Here is a 21,274-nt window from a genome sequence, read left to right as displayed (position 1 = left end):
AACAGCCACTAGTTAAGTCAAAAAACCGTGCACAGTCAAATTTATGGCGCACATGTCTGGATTAACTGAGGGTTAATTAACCAAACAGATGGTAAACCTTTGCCGCATTTTGCGCTTGGGTGATCTGCGACATCTCGTCGACTATCGCCTGACGCTCACCCATCGCCACTTCCAGAAGCTGCTTGTAGACATGCAGCAACTCTTCCAGATTATTGCGCAAAGCCTCTTCATCGAGCGAGGCCTCGGCCATGACGTCTTCCATGCAGGAACGGCAAGCCAGATCCAGCTCGCCAATGGCTTCCCAGTTGCGCTCGGCCAAGGCGCCGACCAACGCTTCACGGGTATCGGCGATTCGCTGCAATACAAGACTCATGGTGCTCTCCTTAAAACTGGGGGCCTGGCGGAGCAATGCCGTCCCAGCCTTCCTTTACGGTGCGCAGCAGGTCGGCCACCTCGTCGAGTATCCGTGGATCACTCTTGGCGTTGGCTTCGGCGAGTCGCTTCATCATGTAAATGTAAAGCTGGTTGAGATCACCCACCGAATCCGCGCTGTTTTCCAGATCCAGGCCTTCACACAATCCACCGATGATGCCAACGGCCTTACTGATAGCCGTGCACTTGGCAGCAATATCCTTGCGCTCGATAGCGCCTTTGGCCTGAGCGATCCGCTCCAGGCCACCTTCCATCAACATTTGCACCAGGCGGTGCGGACTCGCCTCGGATGTCTGGGCGTGCGCGCCGACTTTCTGGTACTGCCGAAGGGCTAACATTGGGTTCATGTTCTACCTCATTTGCCACATTGACTCGTATAACCAGTGTATCGCCAACGAGTCACAGAACTTTAGATCAAAAGACAAAAACCCGGCGCACGCCGATGAAGCGTAGCCGGGTTTTTGTCGTTCCTGCCTGTTACTTCGCAGATTGCTGAGCGTTCAGCGAGGCGAAGAACGACGTGATGTTGCTCGCGGTGGCCTTCATCTGCCCTACCAGCAAGTCCATGGCGTTGTATTTTGCGGTCAGCGTCTTGGTGAGGTTGGCAACACGCAAGTCCAGCGCCAGTTGTTGATCGGTAAGGCTGCGCGTGTTTTTGGTCAGAATGGCCATGCGCTGATCAAGCAAACTGGTCCCGGACTTATTGTCCGCCGGCGGGTTGAGATACGGATCAACCGCTTTGCTCATACGCGTCAACAGACCATTTTTGTCGTCGGTACCCGTGAACAACTGCTGAACCTGACCGGTCATGCCTGGCTGGGCCATGGTCTTGTTGAACGTATCGGTATTAAATGTCAGGTTACCGGTGTTGCGGTCGGTCATCACACCCAACTGCGACAGCACCGCCAGCGAACCACCCGCCCCTGGTGCCGTCAACTCGGCGCGAACACTGGCAATCAGTGCACGCGGCATCGCGTCACCCGTGAAAGCCGCTTGCACGGTCAGTTTGCCATCTTCGTCCGGCGTCGCCTTGGACAGCGTATCGATGGTGGTCTTCAACGTGTTGTAGGCGTCGACAAACTGCTGAATCGATGTCTGCAAGCCCTTCGTGTTGGCGTCTACATTGACAACCGTCGGAGTGCTCGGCGGCGTGCCAGCACTGACAGTTGTCAGATTCAGAGTCAGACCACTGATTGCACCGGTTACGGTGTTGCTCTTGCTGCTGACCTGAAGGCCATCGATAGTCAACAGGGCATCTTTGGCAACGCCGTTGACCGCGCCCGAATCGCCTGCCGCCGGACTGGCACCCATCGGCTTGGTACCATCGATTTCGAGGCCGGCGATACCGCTGACGGTGAGGTCGGAACCTGCGCCGGTCTTGTTCGAACTGATCACCAGACGCGAAGCACCGCTGGCGTCGGTCACGATGTTGGCGGAAATACCGTTGACACCCTGAGCCTTGTTGATGGCATCGCGGGTGTTCTGCAAGGTAGAACCGGCCGGAATGTCGACATTGTAATCAGTGCCATTCTGACTGATTTTCAGGGTACCACTCGGAATGGCACTGGCGGCACCGCCGGCAAAAGAGGCACTGGCGACTTTCGAACCGGTGGCCAACTGGGTCACGACAACATTGTAATTGCCCGTCACGGCGGTACTGTCGGAAGTGGCATTCAGAACGTTCGTGTTACTCGAAGTCGCGGTGAAGCCGGCAAACGCAGGGTTGGTCGTGCTGCCCAGGTTTTTCATCGCCGTCTGGAACGCGGTCAGCGCGCTCTTCAACGAACCGATGCCGGAAATCTTCAGCGTGTTGGCTTTGGTCGCGGTATCGATTTGCGTCTGCTTCGGCGCCTTGTCGGCATTGACCAGCGCGGTAACGATCGCACCGATGTCCAGGCCGGAACCCAGGCCCGTACCCGGTAAAATTGGACTTGCCATGTGCATCTCCCTTCAGATTGCTGCCGTTCTTTTGACCCTTCCCGGCGTCATCAAGAAAGACAGACACTATTCATGCCAGCTCTCAGACTTTGGCGTCGAACAATACGTGACTCGCATTGGCGAGGCTGTCTGCCAGTTTGAGGGCTTCTGCGGAGGGGATCTGTCGAACGACCTCACCCGTCTCGCTTGCGATCACCTTGACGATGACCTTCCCGGAGTGTTCGTCGATGGAGAACTCCAGATTGCGCTTGATCGACTGAACGAACTTCTCGATCTCCTGCACCGCCAGTTTCAACTTGGCCTCGTCCGTATCCTGACCCTTGGCAGCGACCGGCGCTTCAGCCTTGGCAACCTTGGGCGTCTCTGACGGTTTGTCAGCGACCGGCGTTACTGGCTTGGGAGCCGGATAAGACTGGTTAAGCTTTACGCTCATGTCCATGCTCATCACCTCCTAACGTAAAAAGGCGAGAGAGCACGACCAGCGCACTCCCCCGCCCAAACTCATTCCGAAATTACTGAAGCAGCTTCAGTACAGCGGAAGGCAGTTGGTTGGCTTGAGCCAGAACGGAGGTCGAAGCCTGCTGCAGAGTTTGCTGCTTGGTCAGGTTAGCAGTTTCTGCGGCGAAGTCGGTGTCTTGTACACGACCCTGTGCAGCGGTGGTGTTCTCAACGATGTTCTGCAGGTTGGAGATGGTGCTGGTCAGACGGTTTTGCGAAGCACCCAGGCTGGCACGGGTATCACCGATCGCAGCGATAGCGGCGTCGATTGCAGTGATAGCGTTGTCGATGTTGCTACCGGCAGCAGCAGGGGTAGTACCGGTCAGAGCCAGAGTAGCTTTGTCCACGGACAGGCTGACGGCGTCGAACTTGGAGCTCAGTACCAGGTCGATGTGGTTGGCAGTACCGGTGTTAGCACCAACTTGCAGAGTCACAGTACCAGCCGAACCGTCCAGCAGGTTTTTGCCGTTCAGGTTGGTGGAAGCAGCGATACGGCTGATTTCGTCGGACATGTCGGCGAATTCAAGGTTGGTCGCGCGCTGGTCAGCAGTGCCGTTGGTGCCGGTACGTGCTTTAACAGCCAGTTCACGCATACGCTGCAGGATGTCGGTAGTAGCTTGCAGAGCGCCTTCAGCGGTCTGGGCAACGGAGATACCGTCGTTGGCGTTCTGGATAGCCTGGTTGCCACCGCGGATTTGCGATTGCATACGAGTGGAGATCTGCAGGCCAGCGGCGTCGTCTTTAGCGCTGTTGATTTTCAGGCCGGAAGACAGGCGCTGCATCGAAGTCGACAGAGCGTCGGAAGCGCGGTTCAGGTTTTTCTGAACGTTCAACGACGTGGTGTTGGTGTTTACTGTTAAAGCCATGACGAATTCCTCGTTGGTTGGGTACTGCGGCTTCCGGCCCTGGCAACCGCCGGGTATGGCCTAGAGAACCTTCGTAATAGTTATCGTCGGGTTTGCAGGTTGCTTGAGGGCTTTTTTGAAAAAATTTGCCATCAACCTGCCACCCCCTAGAAAACAAAGACTTAGCAGCACTTTCCCTTCGAAAAAATGACGTCATAAAACCGTCCATGGCGCAAACCTGCGGGCCAGCGCCCTCGCTCCCCTTCAGCTGGACGGTTGTTCCAGCAATTGCATCAACTCGTACTCCATGAAATCGGCAAGTCCCAACCAGTCCTGACGCTCCTGGCACTCAAGCATTTGCGTGAGTAACTGCGCCCAGATCTGTTGAGTCTGCGCATCGGCCGACAACAATGACTGCTGCGCGCCCTCAAACACATCGACCATGGTCAACGCGGCCTCGACATCACGCCCCAAGCGGAACAGCCCGGCGCACTGATGGCATTCATCTACCCATGATTGCGGCGCACTCATTGCGCGAACTCCTGATTGAATTCCGTCCCGGCAATCTGCGCACCCGCCCGGCTGCTGTTAAAAAACGCCACGTGCGGCTGACTGGCGATGTATCGCTCCAGCACACACAAGTAACCGCGAAAATTGAGCTGGGTACTGACGCGCTGACCATACCCGTCACGCACCCAGTGCCGCGCCTGATTCACCGACGGCCCCAGGTCACCGTCATTCCAGCCGGCATGGGTCTTGTTCATCGGGAAGGCAAAATCGGCGCCGAACAGCGTGATGCGTGCAGCGCCCATCTTCACCGCCAGGTCCACGGCCGGATGAATCACGCTGCCGCCCATATGCAACAGCGCCCGCGGATGCTGCTCGCGCAATGCCGCATAGACCGGGCTGGCCGAGTAACCGCCATAACGCTTGCCCTTCCAGGCCCTCAGCACCTCAGGATCGCTCATGGGCAGGTACACCAGCGGGATGCCGTCGGATTCCTCGAAAGGCAAATGCCGAAAGCTGATGCGCTGATCGATGCTCACCACATAGTCGGGGACGATCCCGTGCTCGCGCAGCGGTCGGTACGCGGTATCGACACAAATGAACAACGGGCGCTCGGCCCGCTCGCGGATCGCCGCCAGACGTTCGAAATGCTGTTCAAGCGTCGGCCCGGTGCCGATCACATAAATCTCCCGACCGGCACAGGTGCCGAACAACGTCGCCACATCCTCGTCGGTGAGCAACACGGGCAAGCAATCCTGCAGACGCTGTTGAATGAACGGTGACTGCGGATCGAATTCACGATTGTTGAAGCTCAGGTGCACTTCGCTGACCAGCCGATCACGGATCTTTGCGTTGAAGTCATCGGCCAGCAGCATCTCGGCAGGCAATGCGAAGAACGGCGTACAGATGTCGGACAGGTCGCCGGCGAAGAGCAATTCAACCCGCGGATCCTGCAGCCACTCCCGCTGATCGAGCAGTTGCAGCACCAGAGCGAACAGTTCGCCGTTGAGGATGTGCACATACAAACGCTCGAGCCCGGTGCGCTCCAGCAACACCGTGGGCAAATCCCCGAGGCCGGTACCGTAGACATGCAGTTGCGGCTTGTCCGTCGGCAGGCTGGCGGCCTGAATCTGCGCTTCGCGAACACGGTCATGCCGGCTGGTGAGCTGAATGCCGCCAATGCTCAGCGTCGAGCCCAGCCCCTGCGTCAGCTCGGCCTCGATCGCTGAACTGTCTTCGTTCAGCAAACGTGCGAGCAGCGCCGGCCAGCGTCGTTCGATGACTTCAGCATTGGCCTGGAAAAACTCACCCATGGCGCCTCGCGCTCCCTTCAGGCAAAAAAATAGCGTTCAAGGTTAACCCTTGAACGCTATTTTTGTATGCGTCGTTTTTAGCGGATTCAAGGACGATAAATAATCGCCGAACCCCAAGACAGACCGACACCGAAACCACTGATCGCGATGCGGTTCCAGTCGGAATCCATCACGTGTTTTTCCAGCAGCAGCGGCACACTGGACGACACGGTGTTACCGGTCTCGACCATGTCCTTGATGAACTTCTCCGGCTCGCCTTCGAAGCGTCGCGCCACGGCATCGACAATTGCCGCACTGCCCTGGTGGATGCAGAACGCATCGATGTCATCAGCCTTCAGACCCGAATCGTCGAGCAGTTCGTGCAAGTGCGCCGGGACTTTGAGCAGCGCGAAGTTGAACACCTGACGACCGTTCATGAAGAACACGCCATCGGTGACTTTCAGGTGCGGCGCACCGGAACCGTCGGTACCGAACTTGGCCTTGCCCAGTGCCCAGACCGGGTCTTCGCCCATCCAGGTGGCGGTAGCGGCGTCGCCGAACAGCATGGTGGTGTTGCGATCTTCCGGGTCGACGATTTTCGAATACGGATCAGCGGTGATCAGCAGGCCGTTCTTCAGACCGGCAGCTTCCATGAAGCCCTTGATCGCGTAGATGCCGTAGACGTAACCGGAGCAGCCCAGGGAAATGTCGAACGCCGCGACATTGGTCGGCAGGCCGAGCTTGTCCTGGACGATGGCCGCGGTGTGCGGCAGGCCTTCTTCATCACCGTTCTGGGTGACGACGATCAGCGCATCGATGGATTCACGTTTCAGTTCAGGGTTGTTGGCAAACAGCGCATTGGCCGCTTCAACGCACAGATCGGAGGTTTCCTGTTCCGCGTCTTTGCGTGGGAGGAAGGCCGAACCGATCTTGCCGAGGATGAATTCTTCATCCTTCTCGAATTTTGCACCTTGTGCGTAATTGTCCACGCCGGCTACAGGAACGTAGCTCGCAATGCTTTTTATGCCAATCATTACGGCTTCCCAATAATAAACAGCCCAATACCACCGCTCGCAAGGATTCGAGGGGCGCCGACAAACAGAAAACGGCCGCCACAACGGGCAGCCACGGGGAGCGCAAAGGGCTATCACTGGAACCGAAAACGGGCCAGGCGCCATCTCCCCGGTCATTACAATACAGTGAAGATGCGCGTTATGACTCGCAGGTCACGCTATTTTGCCGAATCGGTGACAGATCGGGTCATTCGACCAATGACCAGTCCAGCGGCGTACCGCGTTTGATCGACTGGCGCGCACGGCGCCCGAGGACGGCATCGGTGTGCTTGGGCGGCAGACCGAGACCGGGACGAATGGCGCGCAGATTGGCCGCCGTGAAGGGCTCACCGGCCGCCATATCGGCCGTGACGTAGAGCGACCGGCGGTAAACCAGCGACTTCTGCTCAGCCTCGGTCACGCCGTAATGCACCTGGCCCATGGCCTGCCAGGCGCGTTCGGTCTCGACCACCAGGCTGGCCAGTTCCGCCGGTTCCAGCGAGAAACTGGCGTCCACCCCACCGGCTGAGCGGTCGAGGGTGAAGTGTTTTTCCACCACCGTCGCGCCGAGTGCCACCGCCGCCACCGACACACCGACGCCCATCGAATGGTCTGACAACCCGACCTCACAGCCAAACAACTCACGCAAATGCGGAATCGTGCGCACGTTGCTGTTGATCGGAGTCGCAGGATAGGTGCTGGTGCACTTGAGCAGCACCAGATCCCTGCACCCGGCCTCGCGGGCAGCGCGCACGGTTTCGTCGAGTTCGGCGATGCTGGCCATGCCGGTGGAAATGATCAGCGGTTTGCCGGTCGCTGCGACACGGCGGATCAGCGGCAGATCGGTGTTTTCGAAACTGGCGATCTTGTAGGCCGGCACATCGAGGCCTTCAAGGAAGTCCACGGCGCTGTCGTCGAACGGCGTCGAAAACGCGAGCATGCCCAACTCCTTGGCGCGGGCGAAGATCGGCGCATGCCATTCCCAGGGCGTGTGGGCCTTTTCATACAGGTCGTACAGCGAGGTACCCGTCCACAGACTGTTCGGATCCTTGATGAAGAATTCGCCTTGCGCCAGATCCAGGGTCATGGTTTCGGCGGTGTAGGTTTGCAGCTTCAAGGCATGGGCACCGGCCTTTGCCGCCGCTTCGACAATCTGCAGCGCCACGTCCAGCGACTGGTTATGGTTGCCGCTCATTTCAGCGATGATGAACGGCGGCGCATCGGCACCGATCTGGCGGTTGCCGATCTTGAAACTGCTCATTGACGGGATTCCTTCAAAACCTTGGTGAACGCGCAGGCACTCTGGGTGAACCCGGCGTCACGGAAAACATTCATCGAGGGCCGATTGGCCGGCAACACTTGAGCGGTGATGGCGGTCATTTGCGGCCAGTGCCCGGCCACAAAGGCTTCACCCTGCGCCAGCAGCGCCCTGCCCCAGCCAAGCCCCATTCGCGCCTCGAACAGATACAGCGAAACCTCCGCCTCAAAGCCGCGCAGATCGTAGCGCAGGACGCCGACCGGGCCGTCATCCGCCTCGGCCACCAGCAGCAAGCGCTGAGGATTGCGCAGGCTGGCGCCCAGCCAGTTCACATGCTGTGCCCAATCGATCACGCCGCTGTCCAGTGACCAGCGGCGCACCGCCTCGGCATTGCGTCCGTCGAACAACAACTGCGCATCGTCCGGCGTCGCCAGACGCAACGTGAGCACCGCGCCCGCCAGCGCCGCCGCCACCCGCAACGCACCGCGTCCGTCGACCAGTTGCCGCGAACGCTCGGCCAGGCTCTGGCGCAGATAAAAGTTGCCCACGACAAAGCCGATGGCATCGCGCAGTTGCTCGACGCTGACCTGCTCCCGCGCACCCATGAATACATGCGCGCCGGCCGCCGCCATCACTTCGCCGTTGGTCTGCTGATTGTTCGACACCGCAATGCAGATTGTCGGCAGGCCCAGGGCCGCGCGCTCCCAACTGGTGCCGCCACCGGCGCCGATAAACAGGTCGGCCTCGGTCATGCGTCGATGAAAATCGACGACGAAACTGTGCAGCCGCCAGTGCGGCCGCGTTTCGGCCAGCGCTTGCATCTCTGCCCAGGCCGGGTTGTCGGCACCGGCGACGAAATCCACTTCAAGCGCCGAAAAATCCGCCAGCGCCAGCATCGCGTGATGAGTCTGGCGCGCCGCATCGAAGCCACCGAAATTCACCAGCACCCGGCGCGCCACCGGTTTGATCTCGATGGCCGGGCCACTGAACTCATCGCGCAGCATGGCGAAGCGCGGGCCGAGCAGCGTTCGGCAACCGGCCGGCAGCAGCGGCTTATAGTTTTCGCTGAGCCCGGAGAGGTTTTGATTGAGTAGCAGATCCACGCTGTAGCGACGGGTCGCCAGATCGTCGACGGCGGCAATCCGTGGTGCGAAGCGACGGGCCGCGGTCTGCCAGTGATGGTCGAGGCCGTAATGGTCGGCGATCACCCAGTCAAACTCAGGCTGCCCTTCCAGCTGCTCCGCCAGTGCATCGATATCCGCCTGCCACGGCAGCATCGCCTCGATGGCCTGCTCCGGGTCTTCACCGGCATAGCGATCCGGCAACGCGAAGGTCTCGAAGCCTTCGGCCTGCAACGCATCGAGCCGATGCCCCGGCAAACGACGACAGGCGAACGCGACATGGCTGCCTTGCGTGCGCAGTACTCGCGCCAGCGTCAGGCACCGGGCGATGTGGCCGCTGCCGATGGTCGGCGAGGCGTCGGCGCGGATCAGCACTCTCATTGCAGTTCTCCGCCAGCCTTGAGGGCGGCGTAAAGGTATTCGGCGCGCTTCCAGTCCTCGGCAGTATCGATGTCCTGCACCAGATACCGGGGCAGGATCACCGGCAGACTGGCCGGCGAATACAGCACCTCGCCACCCAGCCACGCCTCGCGGCGGCCCCAATAGAACTGACCGGCATCCTGAAAGGCAGCCGGCAGATCCTGCGAACGGGTATTGCGAAATTCGGGGTACAACGCCGTCAGCGCGCCCTGCCCGTCGAGGGTCAGGGCGCGCTGCACCGGAAAGCCGAAATCGGTGACCGAAAAAGCAAAGGATTTGTCCGGATGCTGCGCCAGCAACTCAAAGCCCTGACGCAGGAACCGCGTCTGCAACAACGGCGCGGTGGCGTACACACAGCAGGCGTAATCGAAGGCCGGCAGTTGCTGCAAGGCATGCATGATCACCGCCGCGGTGCCGGTGAAATCATCGGCCAGCTCCGCCGGACGCATGAACGGCACGTGAGCACCATTGGCCCGCGCTACATCCGCGATTTCCTGGTCGTCGGTGCTGACCACGACCTGCTCGAACAACCCTGAATCGAGGGCCGTGCGAATCGAGCGGACAATCATCGGCACACCGTCGAACGGTTTTAGATTCTTGCGCGGGATGCGTTTGCTGCCCCCGCGGGCCGGGATGATTGCGACGTTGCTCAAGGGCGTTTTTCCAGCAGGAACCAGGTGATGTCGTCCACCGGGAATTGCGGATCACGGTGATAACCGAAGCCGTAATCCAGCAGTTGCAGATCAGGATAACGGTCAAGCATTTCCCCGGCGAAGTCGCGCTTGAACAGCTTGCCGCTGTTGCCGCGATAGGACACTTCCACCGGCGAAGGGTTGTAGTACTCGGCGATCAGAATGTAGCGCGAACTCAACTCATACAACTGCGCATAGGCCGTCGGCAGCAACTCCGGCGCCAGATGGATCAGTACGCCTTTGCTCAGGGTCAGGTGGTATTGGCGCTCACGGGGAAAGTCGAACAGCGAACCGTGCCAGATGTGCGCAATCTCCAGCGCACGCGCCTGGGCGCAGGCACTGGCATTGATTTCGACGCCGAACAGCTCGCACTTGGGCAGTAACTGACGCAACGCCTGCAGGTTGTTGCCGGCGTTGGTGCCCAGCTCCAGCAAACTGTCGATCCGCCCGGTCCGGGTCAGCGCCTTGGCGAACAACGCCAGATTGGCCGCCACCAGTGGCTGGCCGACGTTACGGTCAACGTACTGGTTGCCGAATTCGCCCTGCCAGAATTGTTCCTGCTCGCTCAGATCACGCATTGCCGTTTTCCATCCACCGCCGCAGCGGCAATCATTCAGTCAACCGACGCAATTGCTCGACCACGTAGTCCTGCTGCTGATCGCTCAGCAACGGGAACAGCGGCAGGCTGATCGCTTCGGCGTAATAACGCTCGGCCTCGGGGAAGTCACCCTCGGCGAAACCCAGGTCACGATAGTACGGCTGCAGATGCACCGGAATGTAGTGCAGGTTCACGCCGATACCGGCGGCACGCAAGCCTTCGAACACCTGCCGGTGGCTGAGGCTGATACGTTCGGTCTGCAAACGCACCACGTAAAGATGCCAGGCCGATTCGGCGTCCGGCTGGAGGCTCGGCACGGTGACCGGCAAGTACGCCAGCAAACGCTCGTAACGCGCGGCCAGCTCCCGGCGACGGGCAATGAATTCGTCCAGTTTGCTCAGTTGCGAAAGGCCCAGTGCGGCTTGCAGATCGGTGATCCGGTAATTGAAACCCAGCTCGACCTGCTGGTAGTACCACGGGCCGTGGCTGGGTTCAGTCATCTGCTGCGGGTCGCGGGTCATACCGTGGCTGCGCAAGCGTTGCAGACGCTCGGCCAGTTCCCGCCGATTGGTCAGCACCATGCCGCCTTCGCCGCTGGTGATGATTTTCACCGGGTGGAAACTGAACACAGTCATCGCGGCAAACTCACCGCAGCCCACCGGGCGCCCGGCATAGCTTGCGCCGACCGCGTGGGAAGCGTCTTCGATCACGGTGAAGTTGTAGCGCTCGGCCAGTTCGGCAATCCGCCGCATATCGCAGCTCTGCCCGGAGAACGCCACCGCCACCAGCACTTTGGGCAACGTGCCGTCGCGTTCGGCCGCGTCGAGTTTGTTCGCCAGAACTTCGGCATCGAGGTTCCAGGTCAGCGGATCGATGTCCACGAAATCAACGTCGGCGCCGCAATAGCGCCCGCAGTTGGCTGACGCGAGAAAGGTGTTCGGCGTGGTCCACAAACGGTCGCCCGTTCCCAGCCCCGCCGCCAGGCAGGCAATGTGCAGCGCCGCCGTGGCGTTGCACACCGCCACGGCGAAATCCGCCTGGCAACGCTCGGCCATCGCCTGCTCGAAGCGTTCGATGGTCGGCCCCTGGGTCAACCAGTCGGACTGCAACACCTCGACGACCGCGTCGATGTCCGTCTGGTCGAGGCTTTGCCGACCGTAGGGAATCATACCGACAGCTTCGCGTGCAGGTCGGCGATCTGCCCCACCGAAAGGAAGTGCGGGTTGGTGTCGGAACGGTACTCGAAATCTTCACCGACCGGCACGCCACGCTCACCGAGTTTGTCCTCGGAGAAATCCACGTCGACGCTGGTAAAGCGAATCGACGGCTGGATGGTGTAGTGATCGGCAAACTCCAGGGTCATCCGCGCATCATCGAGCGGCACCATCAGTTCGTGCAGTTTCTCGCCCGGACGGATGCCGACGTTCTTGTGCGGCAGATGCTCGGCCATTCCCCGCGCGAGATCGACCACGCGAATCGACGGGATCTTCGGCACGAACACTTCACCACCGTGCATCCGCGCGAAGCTGTCGAGCACGAATTGCACGCCGTGATCGAGGGTGATCCAGAAGCGGGTCATGCGCTCGTCAGTGATCGGCAGTTCTGTCGCGCCATCGGCGATCAGCTTGCTGAAAAACGGCACCACCGAGCCGCGCGAACCGGCGACGTTGCCGTAGCGCACCACGGCGAAACGAGTCTGCTGTTCGCCGGCGATGTTGTTGGCGGCGACGAACAACTTGTCCGACAGCAACTTGGTGGCGCCGTAGAGGTTGATCGGGCTTGCGGCCTTGTCGGTGGACAGCGCGACGACTTTCTTCACGCCGTTGTCGATGGCGGCGGCGATGATGTTTTCCGCGCCGTTGACGTTGGTGCGGATGCATTCGGTCGGGTTGTATTCCGCCGCCGGCACCTGCTTCAACGCCGCGGCATGCACCACGTAATCGATGCCGCGCATGGCCTGGCGCAGACGATCGGCGTCGCGCACGTCACCGAGGAAGTAACGCATGCACGGCGCGTTGAACGTCTGCTGCATTTCGTATTGCTTGAGCTCATCCCGGGAGAACACCACCACGCGCTTGGGCTGATATTGCTCGAGCAGGCGCGCGATGAATTTGCGCCCGAACGAGCCGGTGCCACCGGAGATGAAAATCGATTTACCGTTGAACATGTGCTGATTCCTGAACCTTGTCCGACGGACTTAAGCGAGCAACTGCGACCAGTCAACCGAAGCCTTTTCAGCCAACGCAAAACCTTTGCCGGTCAGGGCCAGATTGGCGTTGTAGGCCGGATCCTGCGCGAAGGCGCCGCTCCATTTCTCCCGCAAAGCCTGCAGCGCTTCGGGCGCTTGCGGCAGCTCGCCGGTGTGCAGCACCTGTACCGACGGCGTCCACACGGTGAGGAAACCGGCCTGGCCGATCTTGAGGCACAGATCGACATCGCTGAAACCGGCGGCGAAGGTGACTTCGTCCAGACCGCCCAGCGCGCCGAACAACTCTTTGCGCACCATCAGGCAAACCTTCGACACCGCCGAGTAGTTCTGCTCGACTCCCAGACGTTGCATGTAACCCGCAGCAGAGTGTTTTTCGCCAATGAAGGCCGAGCCCACGCCCCCGTTCAGACCGAGGATCAAGCCGGCCTGGGAGACCTTGCCGTCGCGGTCGACCAGTTTCGCGCCGACAACACCGACCTCAGGACGCTGGGCGTGATTGAGCAACGAATCGATCCAGTTCGGATTGACGATTTCGCTGTCAGTGGCCAGCAGCACCAGATACTCACCCTGCGCCTGCTCGCTGGCGGCGTTATACAACGCGACTTCGCTCAGTGGCTGATCGGCACGCAACACATTCACTTTGCTGCTGCGCAGCGTGCCCAGCCAGTCGTTGACCTGCGCCGACTGATTCGGGTTGGCCGTGATCAACACTTCGTAACGGCTGTAACGGGTGCGCAGCAACACACCTTCGAGGCAGCGACGCAGCGCCACCAGATCATCGCCAGCAGGCAGGATGATCGACACCATCGGCTGTTCGGTATGTCGATAATCAACTTGCCAGGTACCTGGCAGCGCCGGGGTGACGTTGGCCTTGTAACCGCGATTGGTCAGATGGCGCAGCAACGCCTGACGCTCGTGGGCCACTTCCTCCTGCACCGGGACCTGGGTGATCAGCAGCGGTTCGTCGAGATGCGCCAGACCGTCGAGGCCACCCTGCTCGATCAGACGCAACAGCAGGTCGAACTCCATCGCCTTGCTGAAGTCGGCCTGATAACCACCCGCCTCCAGGAAAACGTCGCGACGAATCAGCCAATGGCGTGCCATCAACGATGGATTGCTTTGCAACAGGTCAAGATTGAAGCCCGGGCGGAACACATCGATCAGCGCGCCCTCTTCAGTGCGCTGGATTTCATCGGTGGCGACGGCGCGAAGGCCAGTGGCCGACATCAACTCCAGGCCAGCGCGCAACAAGCCACTCGCCGTGAACTCATCGCCCACCTGTGCCAGCAGCAGCCAGTCGCAGGGAGACTGGGCAGCACTCTGGTTGAGTTTGTCGACGAGATTGCCCGGGGTAACGCGGACAAAGTGCAGCGTGTTCTGCGCCGTCGTCGCAGCCTGCGGCTCGCCGGTGGTGAAGACCACGATCTTGAAGGCTTTGCTGTGACCTTCGACCAGGCTGTCGAGGGTCACTTGCAGCTTCTCGACGTTGTCGTCCAGATCCAGCAGGAAAATGCCGAACTGTGGCCCGCCGTTGTTCGCCGCCAGATGAGCAGCAATCGTCGCGCGCTGCTCGGCGTCCGGCTCGCGGCACGCCAGCCATTCGAGCAAACGGCCGGAGCGCATTTTGTTGAAGACCGGGTAATGATCAGCCTTCGACACCGACTCAAGACGAGCATCCCACGCGGCCAGTTCCTGCGCTGGCGTGTCATCGCCGACCACGTGCAGTTGCTCGACCAGACGCTTGATCACAGGACGGTTGAACACGTTGCTGTCATGGGCCTGCCACAAGCGATCGAGCACACTTTCCGGGGTGTCGTTATTGCGCGCCTGCATCAGGTAATCCTGGCGGGTCCAGACGCCTTCGAGCTGTTCCAGTTGCACACGGCCGGCCGGCATCGCATGCAAGAGAAACTCGAACCCGGCCAGCAAGTCGAAAAAGCGCTGGTTGTAGAACGGCATCTCGACGTATTGCAGAGGCCCGAATTTGCGTTCCGGTTCTTTGGATACGTTGTTCCAGATGGACTGGAAAATCAGCTCGGCCGTCAGTGCCCGACCGGTCACCAGGCTATCGGTCATGGCCGCGAAGCTTTCCAGGGCGAACGCCTTGCGCTGCGCCTGGTCGAGATCTTTGATGCCGGTCGGCAGGGACGCGAGAAACTCGGCGAACGCTTCACGCTCGGCCACCGACTTGGCGTCGACATACGACAGCGCGTGATAGACCTCGGTGTTGTGGTCGGAGAAACCGACGTTGATTTCGCGCACCACATACGGGATTGGCAGAATGCGCGCCTTGGCGTTCGCCAGCAGGTAATAGGTGTGGCCGATTTCCTGCCACTCGAAACTGGTACCCGGTGGCAAGGCCGCGTACCAGTCCTTGATGATCGAAGTCCGGCACACGCCATAGAACGGCGGCACGTACTGATGCATGAAGTCGAGGACCCGATCCTCGGCACGCTCCGACGCGTAGTCTTCGCAGATTTTCTTGTCGCGGCGGTAGTAGCTGACACTCCCGGCCAGCGCCAGGTACATCAGGCAATAGCCGTGGCACAGACCGTAGTCGCGGTTGGCTTCCAGGAAGCTCACCGACTCGGCCAGCGACTCATGCAGGATAAAGTCGTCATCGGCCGCGAACACCATGTAAGGCGTGGTCAGTTGCTCGACTCCGTAGGTCAGCTTGGCCTGCATGCCCCAGTAGGCGAACTGCGGCAGATGCTGATAGTCGACCGATGAAAAATCACCTTCCGGGCGCTCGGGAGAAGAGTCCAGCACCATGACCTTGCAAGGCAGGCTGCTGTAGTACTGCAGCGCTCGACGCAAAAAAGCCGGGCGGTTGTGGGTGATCAGAACCACCGTCAGCAACTCGCTCAATGGCAGCTTGTTTTCAATACCGTAATTGCCTTGCATAACTTCTCCCACGACCGGCGAAACCGCCCGAAAAACTCTTTGATGATGGAACCGATTAACGAACCCGGCGCAGATAACCATCCGACGCAACGGTGATCAGCAACTTGTCTTGCATGTGCTGATCGATCTCGAAATCAGTGTTCTCTTTGAGATAGGCCCAGACGGCGGTTTTCGGGTTGTCACCCGGCCCCCATGGACGATCCGGGAACGCATCGGCCGGCATGTCTTCAACCACGGTGTCCATGACCACGCAGTAGCTGTCCAGCGAAACGAGTGGTGCGTACAGACGCAATTCTTCGAGGACATGCTCGTGGGTATGGTTGGAATCGAGTACCACGATCACTTTCTTGCCGGCAGCAGCCTGACGCACCTGCTCGACCACCGCAGGATCAAGGCTGGAACCTTCGATCATGCTGATGCGCTTGATCATCGGATGGCTTTCGATGGCCTCACGGTTGTGCGCACGGATATCACGATCGATGCCCAGCACTTCGCCGTGGCCCTGCAGTTCCAGCAGCGAGGCGTAGTAAATGATCGAGCCGCCGTGGGCGATGCCACACTCGATGACCAGGTCCGGCTTGATCCGCCAGATCAATTCCTGCATCGCCATCATGTCTTGCGGCAGCTGAATGATCGGACGCCCCATCCACGAGAAATGGTAGGTGTACTTGTGCTTGGCCGACTGGTTGTAGAACTCCTGGGCCAGCGCCTTCAAGTTCTTGTCCTGGCCCTGGGCAATCACTTCGGCCTGGCACTCCGCCTCGAAGGCTTTGATTACGTTATCGCTCATTGTCCGGTCTCACTGAAAAGTCATTTGATAGTCACGCTGCCAAAGGCATTCGCGTCGAGGCACATCAGTTGGTTTGCTGTGCCTCAAGCAACTGTTGCAAACGGTCGACCACCGCCCAGAACGCCATGGGTTCGTGTGTCGGATAGGGGTAATGCCCCAGGTTCAAATCGATCGAAGCGCCGCGTTCACGCAGGTGTTGCTCGACCAGCGTCCTGACCGAAATCGCTAGGCCGCTGGCGCAATTGATCGCGCCGTTGAAGTCGCGTTGATGCAGGATCGCGGCGAGATGATTCGCCGCGGTCCGGATCGGCAGAAAATCTCGCAACTGCTCACCCGCCGACATGTTGAATGTCGCATCGCCGGCATCGATTGCCCGGTCCAGCGCCGCCAGCAGGCTGTTGGGGTTCTGACCTTCGCCGTGCAAATAGAACAGGCGCGCCCACTGCAAAGTGAACGGGTGCTCTTGCGCCAGGTTCTGCAGGAACAGGTGCAAGGTGTGCTTGGCCAGCCCGTAGGGATTGCTCGGCTGCGGCTCCGTGCTTTCGCTGAGCGGGCCGCTCTGCATGCCGTATTCGAAACAGGTGCCGGTCACCAGTACCTGCTTCACACCCGCCTCTACCGCGCCTTTGATGAAGCGGTAGTCAGCCATCAGGTTGTGCTCGAAATGGAACAGCGCCCGATAGTTCGGCAACCCCGGCCAAGCCAGGTGAGCAAGTGCATCGACGCCCTCGGTCAACGCACCGACATCCAGATCCGCCGCGTGAATGTCCGCGCTCACGAACTCGACGTCCTTGATCCACGGCATGTCCGCGGCTTTCTGCGCGTCACGGGCAACCGCCCGCACCATGCAACCACGGGCCAGCAACGCAGCGACCAGATGACGACCGACGAAGCCCGTGGCTCCGGTGACCAGAACCTTCACAGCACGCTCAACTCAGGCACGGCAATCACGAAGCGACCGTCCCACTGCCGCACCTGAGCCAGTTGCTGGCTGACTTCGTGAAGCAGGTTCCACGGCAGTACCAGCACGTAATCCGGTTTCTCGATATCGATCTGCGCTGGCGCGACGATCGGAATGCGGCTGCCCGGCAAAAACTTGCCCTGCTTGTGCGGGTTGGCATCGGCGACCCAGGCCAGCAGATCCGGCTTGACCCCGGCGTAGTTGAGCAAGGTGTTGCCTTTGGCAGCAGCGCCATAACCCACAACACGCTTGCCGTCGGCCTTGGCCTGCAACAGAAAACGCAGCAGGTCATGCTTGATGCGTTCGGCAGCCGGCGCCAGCGTCGCGTAGTACCCGGTGGTTTTCACCCCGGCGTCGAGCTCGGCCTGCAACTGCTGTTGCACGGCCGGCTGCACGGCGCGGCGTTCGCCGTCCTTGCGCTGGACGAACACCCGCAGCGATCCGCCATGGGTGGTCAACTGGCTGACGTCAAACACTTCCAGGCCGTTGCGCTCGCACAGGGTCTGCACGGCGGTCAACGACAGGTAGGAATAGTGCTCGTGATACAGCGTGTCGAACTGCGCGCCGGCCATCAGCGTCAGCAGTTGCGGGAATTCGAACGTGGCGACGCCGGTCGGCTTGAGCAGCGTGGCAAAACCACCGAGGAAATCGTTGATGTCCGGCACGTGAGCGAGCACGTTGTTGGCGGCCATCAGGTCGGCGGCCCAGCCTTCGCTTTTCAGCTGTGCGGCGGTGGCGCGACCGAAGAACAGTTCACGAATCTCCAGGCCTTTTTCCCGGGCCGCCTGCGCGGTGCTGCGGGTCGGCTCGACGCCCAGGCACTGGATGCCGCGACCAGCCACGTACTGCAGCAGGTAACCGTCGTTGGCGGCGACTTCCACCACGCGGCTGTCGGCAGTCAGGCCGAAGCGTTCGACCATCTCGGCCACATAGCGCTCGGCGTGGGCCAGCCAGGTGCTGGAGAACGAACTGAAGTAGGCGTACTCGGCGTCGAACAGTCTGTCAGCGCTGGTGTAATCCTCGGTCTGCACCAACCAGCATTGCTCGCAAACGGCGACCTTCAGCGGCACCCATTGTTCGGCCTGCTCGAGTCGATCGGCATGCACGTAGGCGTTGGACGGTGGCGAGGTGCCGAGGTCGATCAGCGGCAGGCTCAGCGGTGCGGCGCACCCACGGCAGTTCATAGACGCACTCCAGCAAAGTGTTGATCGAGCGCGGGATGGCTGGAATCACGCGCTGACAAATTATTGACAGGCAACGGCCAGGCAATCGCCAGCCGTGGATCGTTCACCGACAGGCCGCCCTCGTGCTCCGGCGCGTAATCGGCGCTGTGCAGGTAAAGCAGTTCGGCGTCCTCGGTGAGGGTCTGGAAACCGTGGGCGAAGCCGGCCGGAATCAACAGGCTGCGACCGTCGCCGGCCTTCAGGTGCTCGGCGTGCCAGTGCAGGAAGGTTTCGGAATCCGGGCGCAGGTCCACCGCCACGTCCCACACTTCACCGCGCAGGCAGGTGATCAACTTGGCTTCCGGCGCATTGGCGTTCTGGTAATGCAGACCGCGCACACTGCCCTTCTCGCGGGTGCAGGAATGATTGATCTGACGGATGTGAAATTCACTGCCGAACGCCTTCAGGCTGCCTTCGCAGAACAGCCGGGCGAAGTGTCCGCGCTGATCTTCGAAGCGTTTGTGCTGGACGCTGAACAACCCGGCCAGCGGCAGCGGTTTCAAGTAAAACTCACTCACAGCGCGCCCCGGTACAGATTCAGTTGGCCGAGGGTCACGGTGCGCATGTCGTCGCCGTTCTGCCACGCCAGGTGCCAGTCGAGGGTCTGGGTCAGGCACTGCTGCAACGACCAGCGCGGCTGCCAGCCCAGCACCTGACGGGCGCGGCTGCTGTCCAGGCGCAGCAGACCGGCTTCGTGCAGATCACTCTTTTCGAGGCGCAGACCACGGGCCTGAGGCCAGCGATTGGAGAGCAGTTCGACCACTTCACCGACGCTGCACATGTCCGCTTCACCCGGGCCGAAGTTCCATGCGCCGGCGTATTCCGGGCCATCTTCATAGAGGCCGGCGGCCAGTTGCAGATAGCCGGCCAGCGGCTCCAGTGCGTGCTGCCACGGGCGAACGGCTTGCGGGTAACGCAGGGTCACCGGCTCATCTGCCGTCCAGGCCTTGAGCACGTCGGGAATCAGCCGTTCAGGGGCGAAATCGCCGCCACCCAACACGTTGCCGGCGCGCGCGGTGGCCAGGGCCAGACCGTGCTCGGCGTATTTGTCAGCCGGGAAGAACGATGCTGCGTAAGACTGCGCCAGCAACTCGCAACAGGCTTTGCTGCTGCTGTAAGGGTCGTGACCACCGAGGGCTTCGTCCTCGCGGTACGGCCACAGCCATTCCTTGTTGGCGTAGACCTTGTCGGTGGTCACCAGCACGCAGGCCCGCACACAACCGACCTGACGAATCGCTTCGAGCAGGTTGAGAGTGCCCATGACGTTGCTCGAATATGTGCCGAGCGGATCGCGATAGCCTTCGCGCACCAGCGGCTGAGCTGCCAGGTGCAGGACGATCTCCGGCTCGGTGTCGGCGATGATCTCAAGCAAGGCGCCGAGGTCACGCAGGTCGCCACGCTGATCGTTGATGCCTTCGCTCACGCGCGCCAGCTCGAACAGGCTCGGCTCGGTCGACGGGTCGAGGGAAAAACCGCTGACCTGCGCACCCAGGCTCTGCAGCCACAGGGTCAGCCAGCTGCCCTTGAAACCGGTGTGCCCGGTGACCAGAACCCGCTTGCCGCGCCAGAACTCAGGACTCAGGCCCATTGCTTCCATGGGGCCTCCCCGCTCTGCCACAACGCTTCGAGATGGTTCTTGTCACGCAGGGTGTCCATCGGCTGCCAGAAACCGTCGTGTTCGAACGCCTTGAGTTGTTCCTCCCGGGCCAGGCGGGCCAAGGGCTCGGCTTCCCAAGTGGTTTCATCGCCCGCGATGTACGGCAACACTTTGGGCGACAGCACGAAAAAGCCGCCATTGATCCAGCCGCCATCACCACGGGGTTTTTCGGTGAAGCCGAGCACCTGATCACCCTGACGCTCCAGCGCCCCGTAACGACCCGGCGGCTGCACCGCTGTCACGGTCGCCAGACGGCCGTGGGCCTTGTGGTAATCGACCAGATGACGAATGTTCAGATCGGAAACGCCGTCGCCATAGGTGAAGCAGAACGCCTCTTCATCCTTGAGGTAACGGCCGGCACGCAACAGACGGCCACCGGTCATGGTTTCTTCGCCGGTGTCGATGAGCGTGACGCTCCACGGCTCGCTGTAGTTCTGATGCACGTCCATGCGATTCTCGCGCATGTTGAAGGTGACGTCGGAGGTGTGCAGGAAGTAGTTGGCGAAGAAGTCCTTGATCGCGTAACCCTTGTAGCCCAGGCAGATCACGAAGTCGTGGATTCCGTGGGCGGAATACTGCTTCATGATGTGCCAGAGAATTGGCTTGCCGCCGATCTCGATCATTGGCTTGGGCTTGAGGTGCGACTCTTCACTGATGCGCGTGCCGAGGCCACCCGCCAAAATTACTGCCTTCATCGTCTCCCCTCTTGTTCGTCACCGGGCTGCGCGCAGCTTTCTTGAACACCGCGAGCCATCTGGCTCAATCTTTTGCCGCTGCGGGCGCCGGTGGGATGACCGTGAGCGCTCGTTTTATGGCGATTTATGGGGGACTTGCAGGAAACGCGCCAGCTCGCAGAACCAATCGGCGGGCGCAAAAA

The 21,274-nt window shown here is 60.6% G+C and carries 21 protein-coding genes; all 21 read right to left on the bottom strand.

Annotated features, from left to right (window positions below; all coding sequences use genetic code 11):
- Positions 1 to 76 precede the first annotated feature (76 nt).
- The 21 genes from fliT to rfbF all read right to left on the bottom strand — a co-directional run bounded on the left by fliT (position 77) and on the right by rfbF (position 21,092).
- Positions 77 to 373, bottom strand: a complete 297-nt coding sequence (gene fliT, locus IHQ43_RS08055; RefSeq protein ID WP_192563992.1) for a flagellar protein FliT — start codon at positions 371 to 373, stop codon at positions 77 to 79.
- Positions 374 to 383: 10 nt separating this feature from the next.
- Positions 384 to 779: a flagellar export chaperone FliS gene (gene fliS / locus IHQ43_RS08050; protein WP_192563991.1), complete on the bottom strand. Its 396-nt coding sequence runs from the start codon at positions 777 to 779 to the stop codon at positions 384 to 386.
- A 130-nt stretch (positions 780 to 909) separates the two neighbouring features.
- Entirely contained in the window at positions 910 to 2,370 is a 1,461-nt protein-coding gene (fliD, locus tag IHQ43_RS08045) for a flagellar filament capping protein FliD (RefSeq protein WP_192563990.1), read from the bottom strand.
- An 82-nt stretch (positions 2,371 to 2,452) separates the two neighbouring features.
- Positions 2,453 to 2,809: a flagellar protein FlaG gene (locus IHQ43_RS08040; protein WP_192563989.1), complete on the bottom strand. Its 357-nt coding sequence runs from the start codon at positions 2,807 to 2,809 to the stop codon at positions 2,453 to 2,455.
- Positions 2,810 to 2,882: 73 nt separating this feature from the next.
- Positions 2,883 to 3,734 (bottom strand): flagellin domain-containing protein, encoded by an 852-nt coding sequence (locus IHQ43_RS08035; RefSeq protein WP_192563988.1) that lies wholly within the window; start codon positions 3,732 to 3,734, stop codon positions 2,883 to 2,885.
- 243 nt (positions 3,735 to 3,977) lie between these two features.
- Positions 3,978 to 4,244 (bottom strand): hypothetical protein, encoded by a 267-nt coding sequence (locus IHQ43_RS08030; protein WP_192563987.1) that lies wholly within the window; start codon positions 4,242 to 4,244, stop codon positions 3,978 to 3,980.
- The gene (locus IHQ43_RS08025; RefSeq protein WP_192563986.1) at positions 4,241 to 5,533 is read right to left on the bottom strand and encodes a motility associated factor glycosyltransferase family protein; all 1,293 of its coding nucleotides are present in this window, start codon (positions 5,531 to 5,533) and stop codon (positions 4,241 to 4,243) included. Before IHQ43_RS08025 ends, IHQ43_RS08030 begins: the two co-directional genes overlap by 4 nt.
- 86 nt (positions 5,534 to 5,619) lie before the next feature.
- Complete coding sequence (locus tag IHQ43_RS08020; protein ID WP_085611535.1) at positions 5,620 to 6,546, bottom strand: ketoacyl-ACP synthase III; 927 nt, start codon at positions 6,544 to 6,546, stop codon at positions 5,620 to 5,622.
- Between the two features lie 226 nt (positions 6,547 to 6,772).
- Complete coding sequence (pseI, locus tag IHQ43_RS08015; RefSeq protein WP_192563985.1) at positions 6,773 to 7,825, bottom strand: pseudaminic acid synthase; 1,053 nt, start codon at positions 7,823 to 7,825, stop codon at positions 6,773 to 6,775.
- Positions 7,822 to 9,324: a UDP-2,4-diacetamido-2,4,6-trideoxy-beta-L-altropyranose hydrolase gene (gene pseG, locus IHQ43_RS08010; RefSeq protein WP_192563984.1), complete on the bottom strand. Its 1,503-nt coding sequence runs from the start codon at positions 9,322 to 9,324 to the stop codon at positions 7,822 to 7,824. The genes pseI and pseG overlap by 4 nt, the downstream gene beginning before the upstream one ends.
- A complete protein-coding gene (pseF, locus tag IHQ43_RS08005) occupies positions 9,321 to 10,016 on the bottom strand; it encodes a pseudaminic acid cytidylyltransferase (protein ID WP_192563983.1) in 696 nt (231 codons plus the stop codon). Before pseF ends, pseG begins: the two co-directional genes overlap by 4 nt.
- Positions 10,013 to 10,633: a pseudaminic acid biosynthesis-associated methylase gene (locus IHQ43_RS08000; protein WP_192563982.1), complete on the bottom strand. Its 621-nt coding sequence runs from the start codon at positions 10,631 to 10,633 to the stop codon at positions 10,013 to 10,015. The genes pseF and IHQ43_RS08000 overlap by 4 nt, the downstream gene beginning before the upstream one ends.
- A gap of 31 nt (positions 10,634 to 10,664) precedes the next feature.
- Positions 10,665 to 11,822, bottom strand: a complete 1,158-nt coding sequence (gene pseC, locus IHQ43_RS07995) for a UDP-4-amino-4,6-dideoxy-N-acetyl-beta-L-altrosamine transaminase (RefSeq protein WP_192563981.1) — start codon at positions 11,820 to 11,822, stop codon at positions 10,665 to 10,667.
- A complete protein-coding gene (pseB, locus tag IHQ43_RS07990) occupies positions 11,819 to 12,820 on the bottom strand; it encodes a UDP-N-acetylglucosamine 4,6-dehydratase (inverting) (protein ID WP_129973390.1) in 1,002 nt (333 codons plus the stop codon). Before pseB ends, pseC begins: the two co-directional genes overlap by 4 nt.
- A 30-nt stretch (positions 12,821 to 12,850) precedes the next feature.
- Positions 12,851 to 15,766 carry a TIGR00180 family glycosyltransferase gene (locus IHQ43_RS07985; RefSeq protein ID WP_192563980.1) on the bottom strand — a complete coding sequence of 972 codons (2,916 nt, stop codon included), beginning with the start codon at positions 15,764 to 15,766 and terminating at the stop codon, positions 12,851 to 12,853.
- A gap of 55 nt (positions 15,767 to 15,821) precedes the next feature.
- Positions 15,822 to 16,556, bottom strand: a complete 735-nt coding sequence (locus IHQ43_RS07980) for a cephalosporin hydroxylase family protein (RefSeq protein WP_192563979.1) — start codon at positions 16,554 to 16,556, stop codon at positions 15,822 to 15,824.
- A gap of 64 nt (positions 16,557 to 16,620) precedes the next feature.
- Entirely contained in the window at positions 16,621 to 17,478 is an 858-nt protein-coding gene (locus IHQ43_RS07975; protein WP_192563978.1) for an NAD-dependent epimerase/dehydratase family protein, read from the bottom strand.
- On the bottom strand, positions 17,475 to 18,701 hold the full coding sequence (locus IHQ43_RS07970) for a class I SAM-dependent methyltransferase (RefSeq protein ID WP_192563977.1): 1,227 nt from the start codon (positions 18,699 to 18,701) through the stop codon (positions 17,475 to 17,477). The genes IHQ43_RS07975 and IHQ43_RS07970 overlap by 4 nt, the downstream gene beginning before the upstream one ends.
- On the bottom strand, positions 18,698 to 19,258 hold the full coding sequence (rfbC, locus tag IHQ43_RS07965) for a dTDP-4-dehydrorhamnose 3,5-epimerase (protein WP_192563976.1): 561 nt from the start codon (positions 19,256 to 19,258) through the stop codon (positions 18,698 to 18,700). The genes IHQ43_RS07970 and rfbC overlap by 4 nt, the downstream gene beginning before the upstream one ends.
- Positions 19,255 to 20,337 carry a CDP-glucose 4,6-dehydratase gene (rfbG, locus tag IHQ43_RS07960; RefSeq protein ID WP_192563975.1) on the bottom strand — a complete coding sequence of 361 codons (1,083 nt, stop codon included), beginning with the start codon at positions 20,335 to 20,337 and terminating at the stop codon, positions 19,255 to 19,257. Before rfbG ends, rfbC begins: the two co-directional genes overlap by 4 nt.
- Complete coding sequence (rfbF, locus tag IHQ43_RS07955) at positions 20,319 to 21,092, bottom strand: glucose-1-phosphate cytidylyltransferase (protein WP_179692279.1); 774 nt, start codon at positions 21,090 to 21,092, stop codon at positions 20,319 to 20,321. Before rfbF ends, rfbG begins: the two co-directional genes overlap by 19 nt.
- Positions 21,093 to 21,274: the final 182 nt, after the last annotated feature.

It is taken from the genome of Pseudomonas gozinkensis, assembly GCF_014863585.1.
Taxonomy (GTDB): Bacteria; Pseudomonadota; Gammaproteobacteria; order Pseudomonadales; family Pseudomonadaceae; genus Aquipseudomonas; species Aquipseudomonas gozinkensis.
The sequence above is the reverse complement of the archived record's forward strand: the minus strand, read 5'-3'. Positions and strand labels throughout refer to the sequence as shown.

What these genes read in the sequence shown, in the direction of transcription:
- pseC (WP_192563981.1), bottom strand. Translation starts at nt 11,822, where the DNA reads ATGATTCCCTACGGTCGGCAAAGCCTCGACCAGACGGACATCGACGCG.
- pseG (WP_192563984.1), bottom strand. Translation starts at nt 9,324, where the DNA reads ATGAGAGTGCTGATCCGCGCCGACGCCTCGCCGACCATCGGCAGCGGC.
- IHQ43_RS08035 (WP_192563988.1), bottom strand. Translation starts at nt 3,734, where the DNA reads ATGGCTTTAACAGTAAACACCAACACCACGTCGTTGAACGTTCAGAAA.
- pseI (WP_192563985.1), bottom strand. Translation starts at nt 7,825, where the DNA reads ATGAGCAGTTTCAAGATCGGCAACCGCCAGATCGGTGCCGATGCGCCG.
- IHQ43_RS08020 (WP_085611535.1), bottom strand. Translation starts at nt 6,546, where the DNA reads ATGATTGGCATAAAAAGCATTGCGAGCTACGTTCCTGTAGCCGGCGTG.
- pseB (WP_129973390.1), bottom strand. Translation starts at nt 12,820, where the DNA reads ATGTTCAACGGTAAATCGATTTTCATCTCCGGTGGCACCGGCTCGTTC.
- fliD (WP_192563990.1), bottom strand. Translation starts at nt 2,370, where the DNA reads ATGGCAAGTCCAATTTTACCGGGTACGGGCCTGGGTTCCGGCCTGGAC.
- rfbG (WP_192563975.1), bottom strand. Translation starts at nt 20,337, where the DNA reads ATGGAAGCAATGGGCCTGAGTCCTGAGTTCTGGCGCGGCAAGCGGGTT.
- IHQ43_RS08030 (WP_192563987.1), bottom strand. Translation starts at nt 4,244, where the DNA reads ATGAGTGCGCCGCAATCATGGGTAGATGAATGCCATCAGTGCGCCGGG.
- IHQ43_RS07970 (WP_192563977.1), bottom strand. Translation starts at nt 18,701, where the DNA reads ATGAACTGCCGTGGGTGCGCCGCACCGCTGAGCCTGCCGCTGATCGAC.
- IHQ43_RS07985 (WP_192563980.1), bottom strand. Translation starts at nt 15,766, where the DNA reads ATGCAAGGCAATTACGGTATTGAAAACAAGCTGCCATTGAGCGAGTTG.
- fliT (WP_192563992.1), bottom strand. Translation starts at nt 373, where the DNA reads ATGAGTCTTGTATTGCAGCGAATCGCCGATACCCGTGAAGCGTTGGTC.
- IHQ43_RS08000 (WP_192563982.1), bottom strand. Translation starts at nt 10,633, where the DNA reads ATGCGTGATCTGAGCGAGCAGGAACAATTCTGGCAGGGCGAATTCGGC.
- fliS (WP_192563991.1), bottom strand. Translation starts at nt 779, where the DNA reads ATGAACCCAATGTTAGCCCTTCGGCAGTACCAGAAAGTCGGCGCGCAC.
- IHQ43_RS07980 (WP_192563979.1), bottom strand. Translation starts at nt 16,556, where the DNA reads ATGAGCGATAACGTAATCAAAGCCTTCGAGGCGGAGTGCCAGGCCGAA.
- IHQ43_RS08025 (WP_192563986.1), bottom strand. Translation starts at nt 5,533, where the DNA reads ATGGGTGAGTTTTTCCAGGCCAATGCTGAAGTCATCGAACGACGCTGG.
- rfbF (WP_179692279.1), bottom strand. Translation starts at nt 21,092, where the DNA reads ATGAAGGCAGTAATTTTGGCGGGTGGCCTCGGCACGCGCATCAGTGAA.
- IHQ43_RS08040 (WP_192563989.1), bottom strand. Translation starts at nt 2,809, where the DNA reads ATGGACATGAGCGTAAAGCTTAACCAGTCTTATCCGGCTCCCAAGCCA.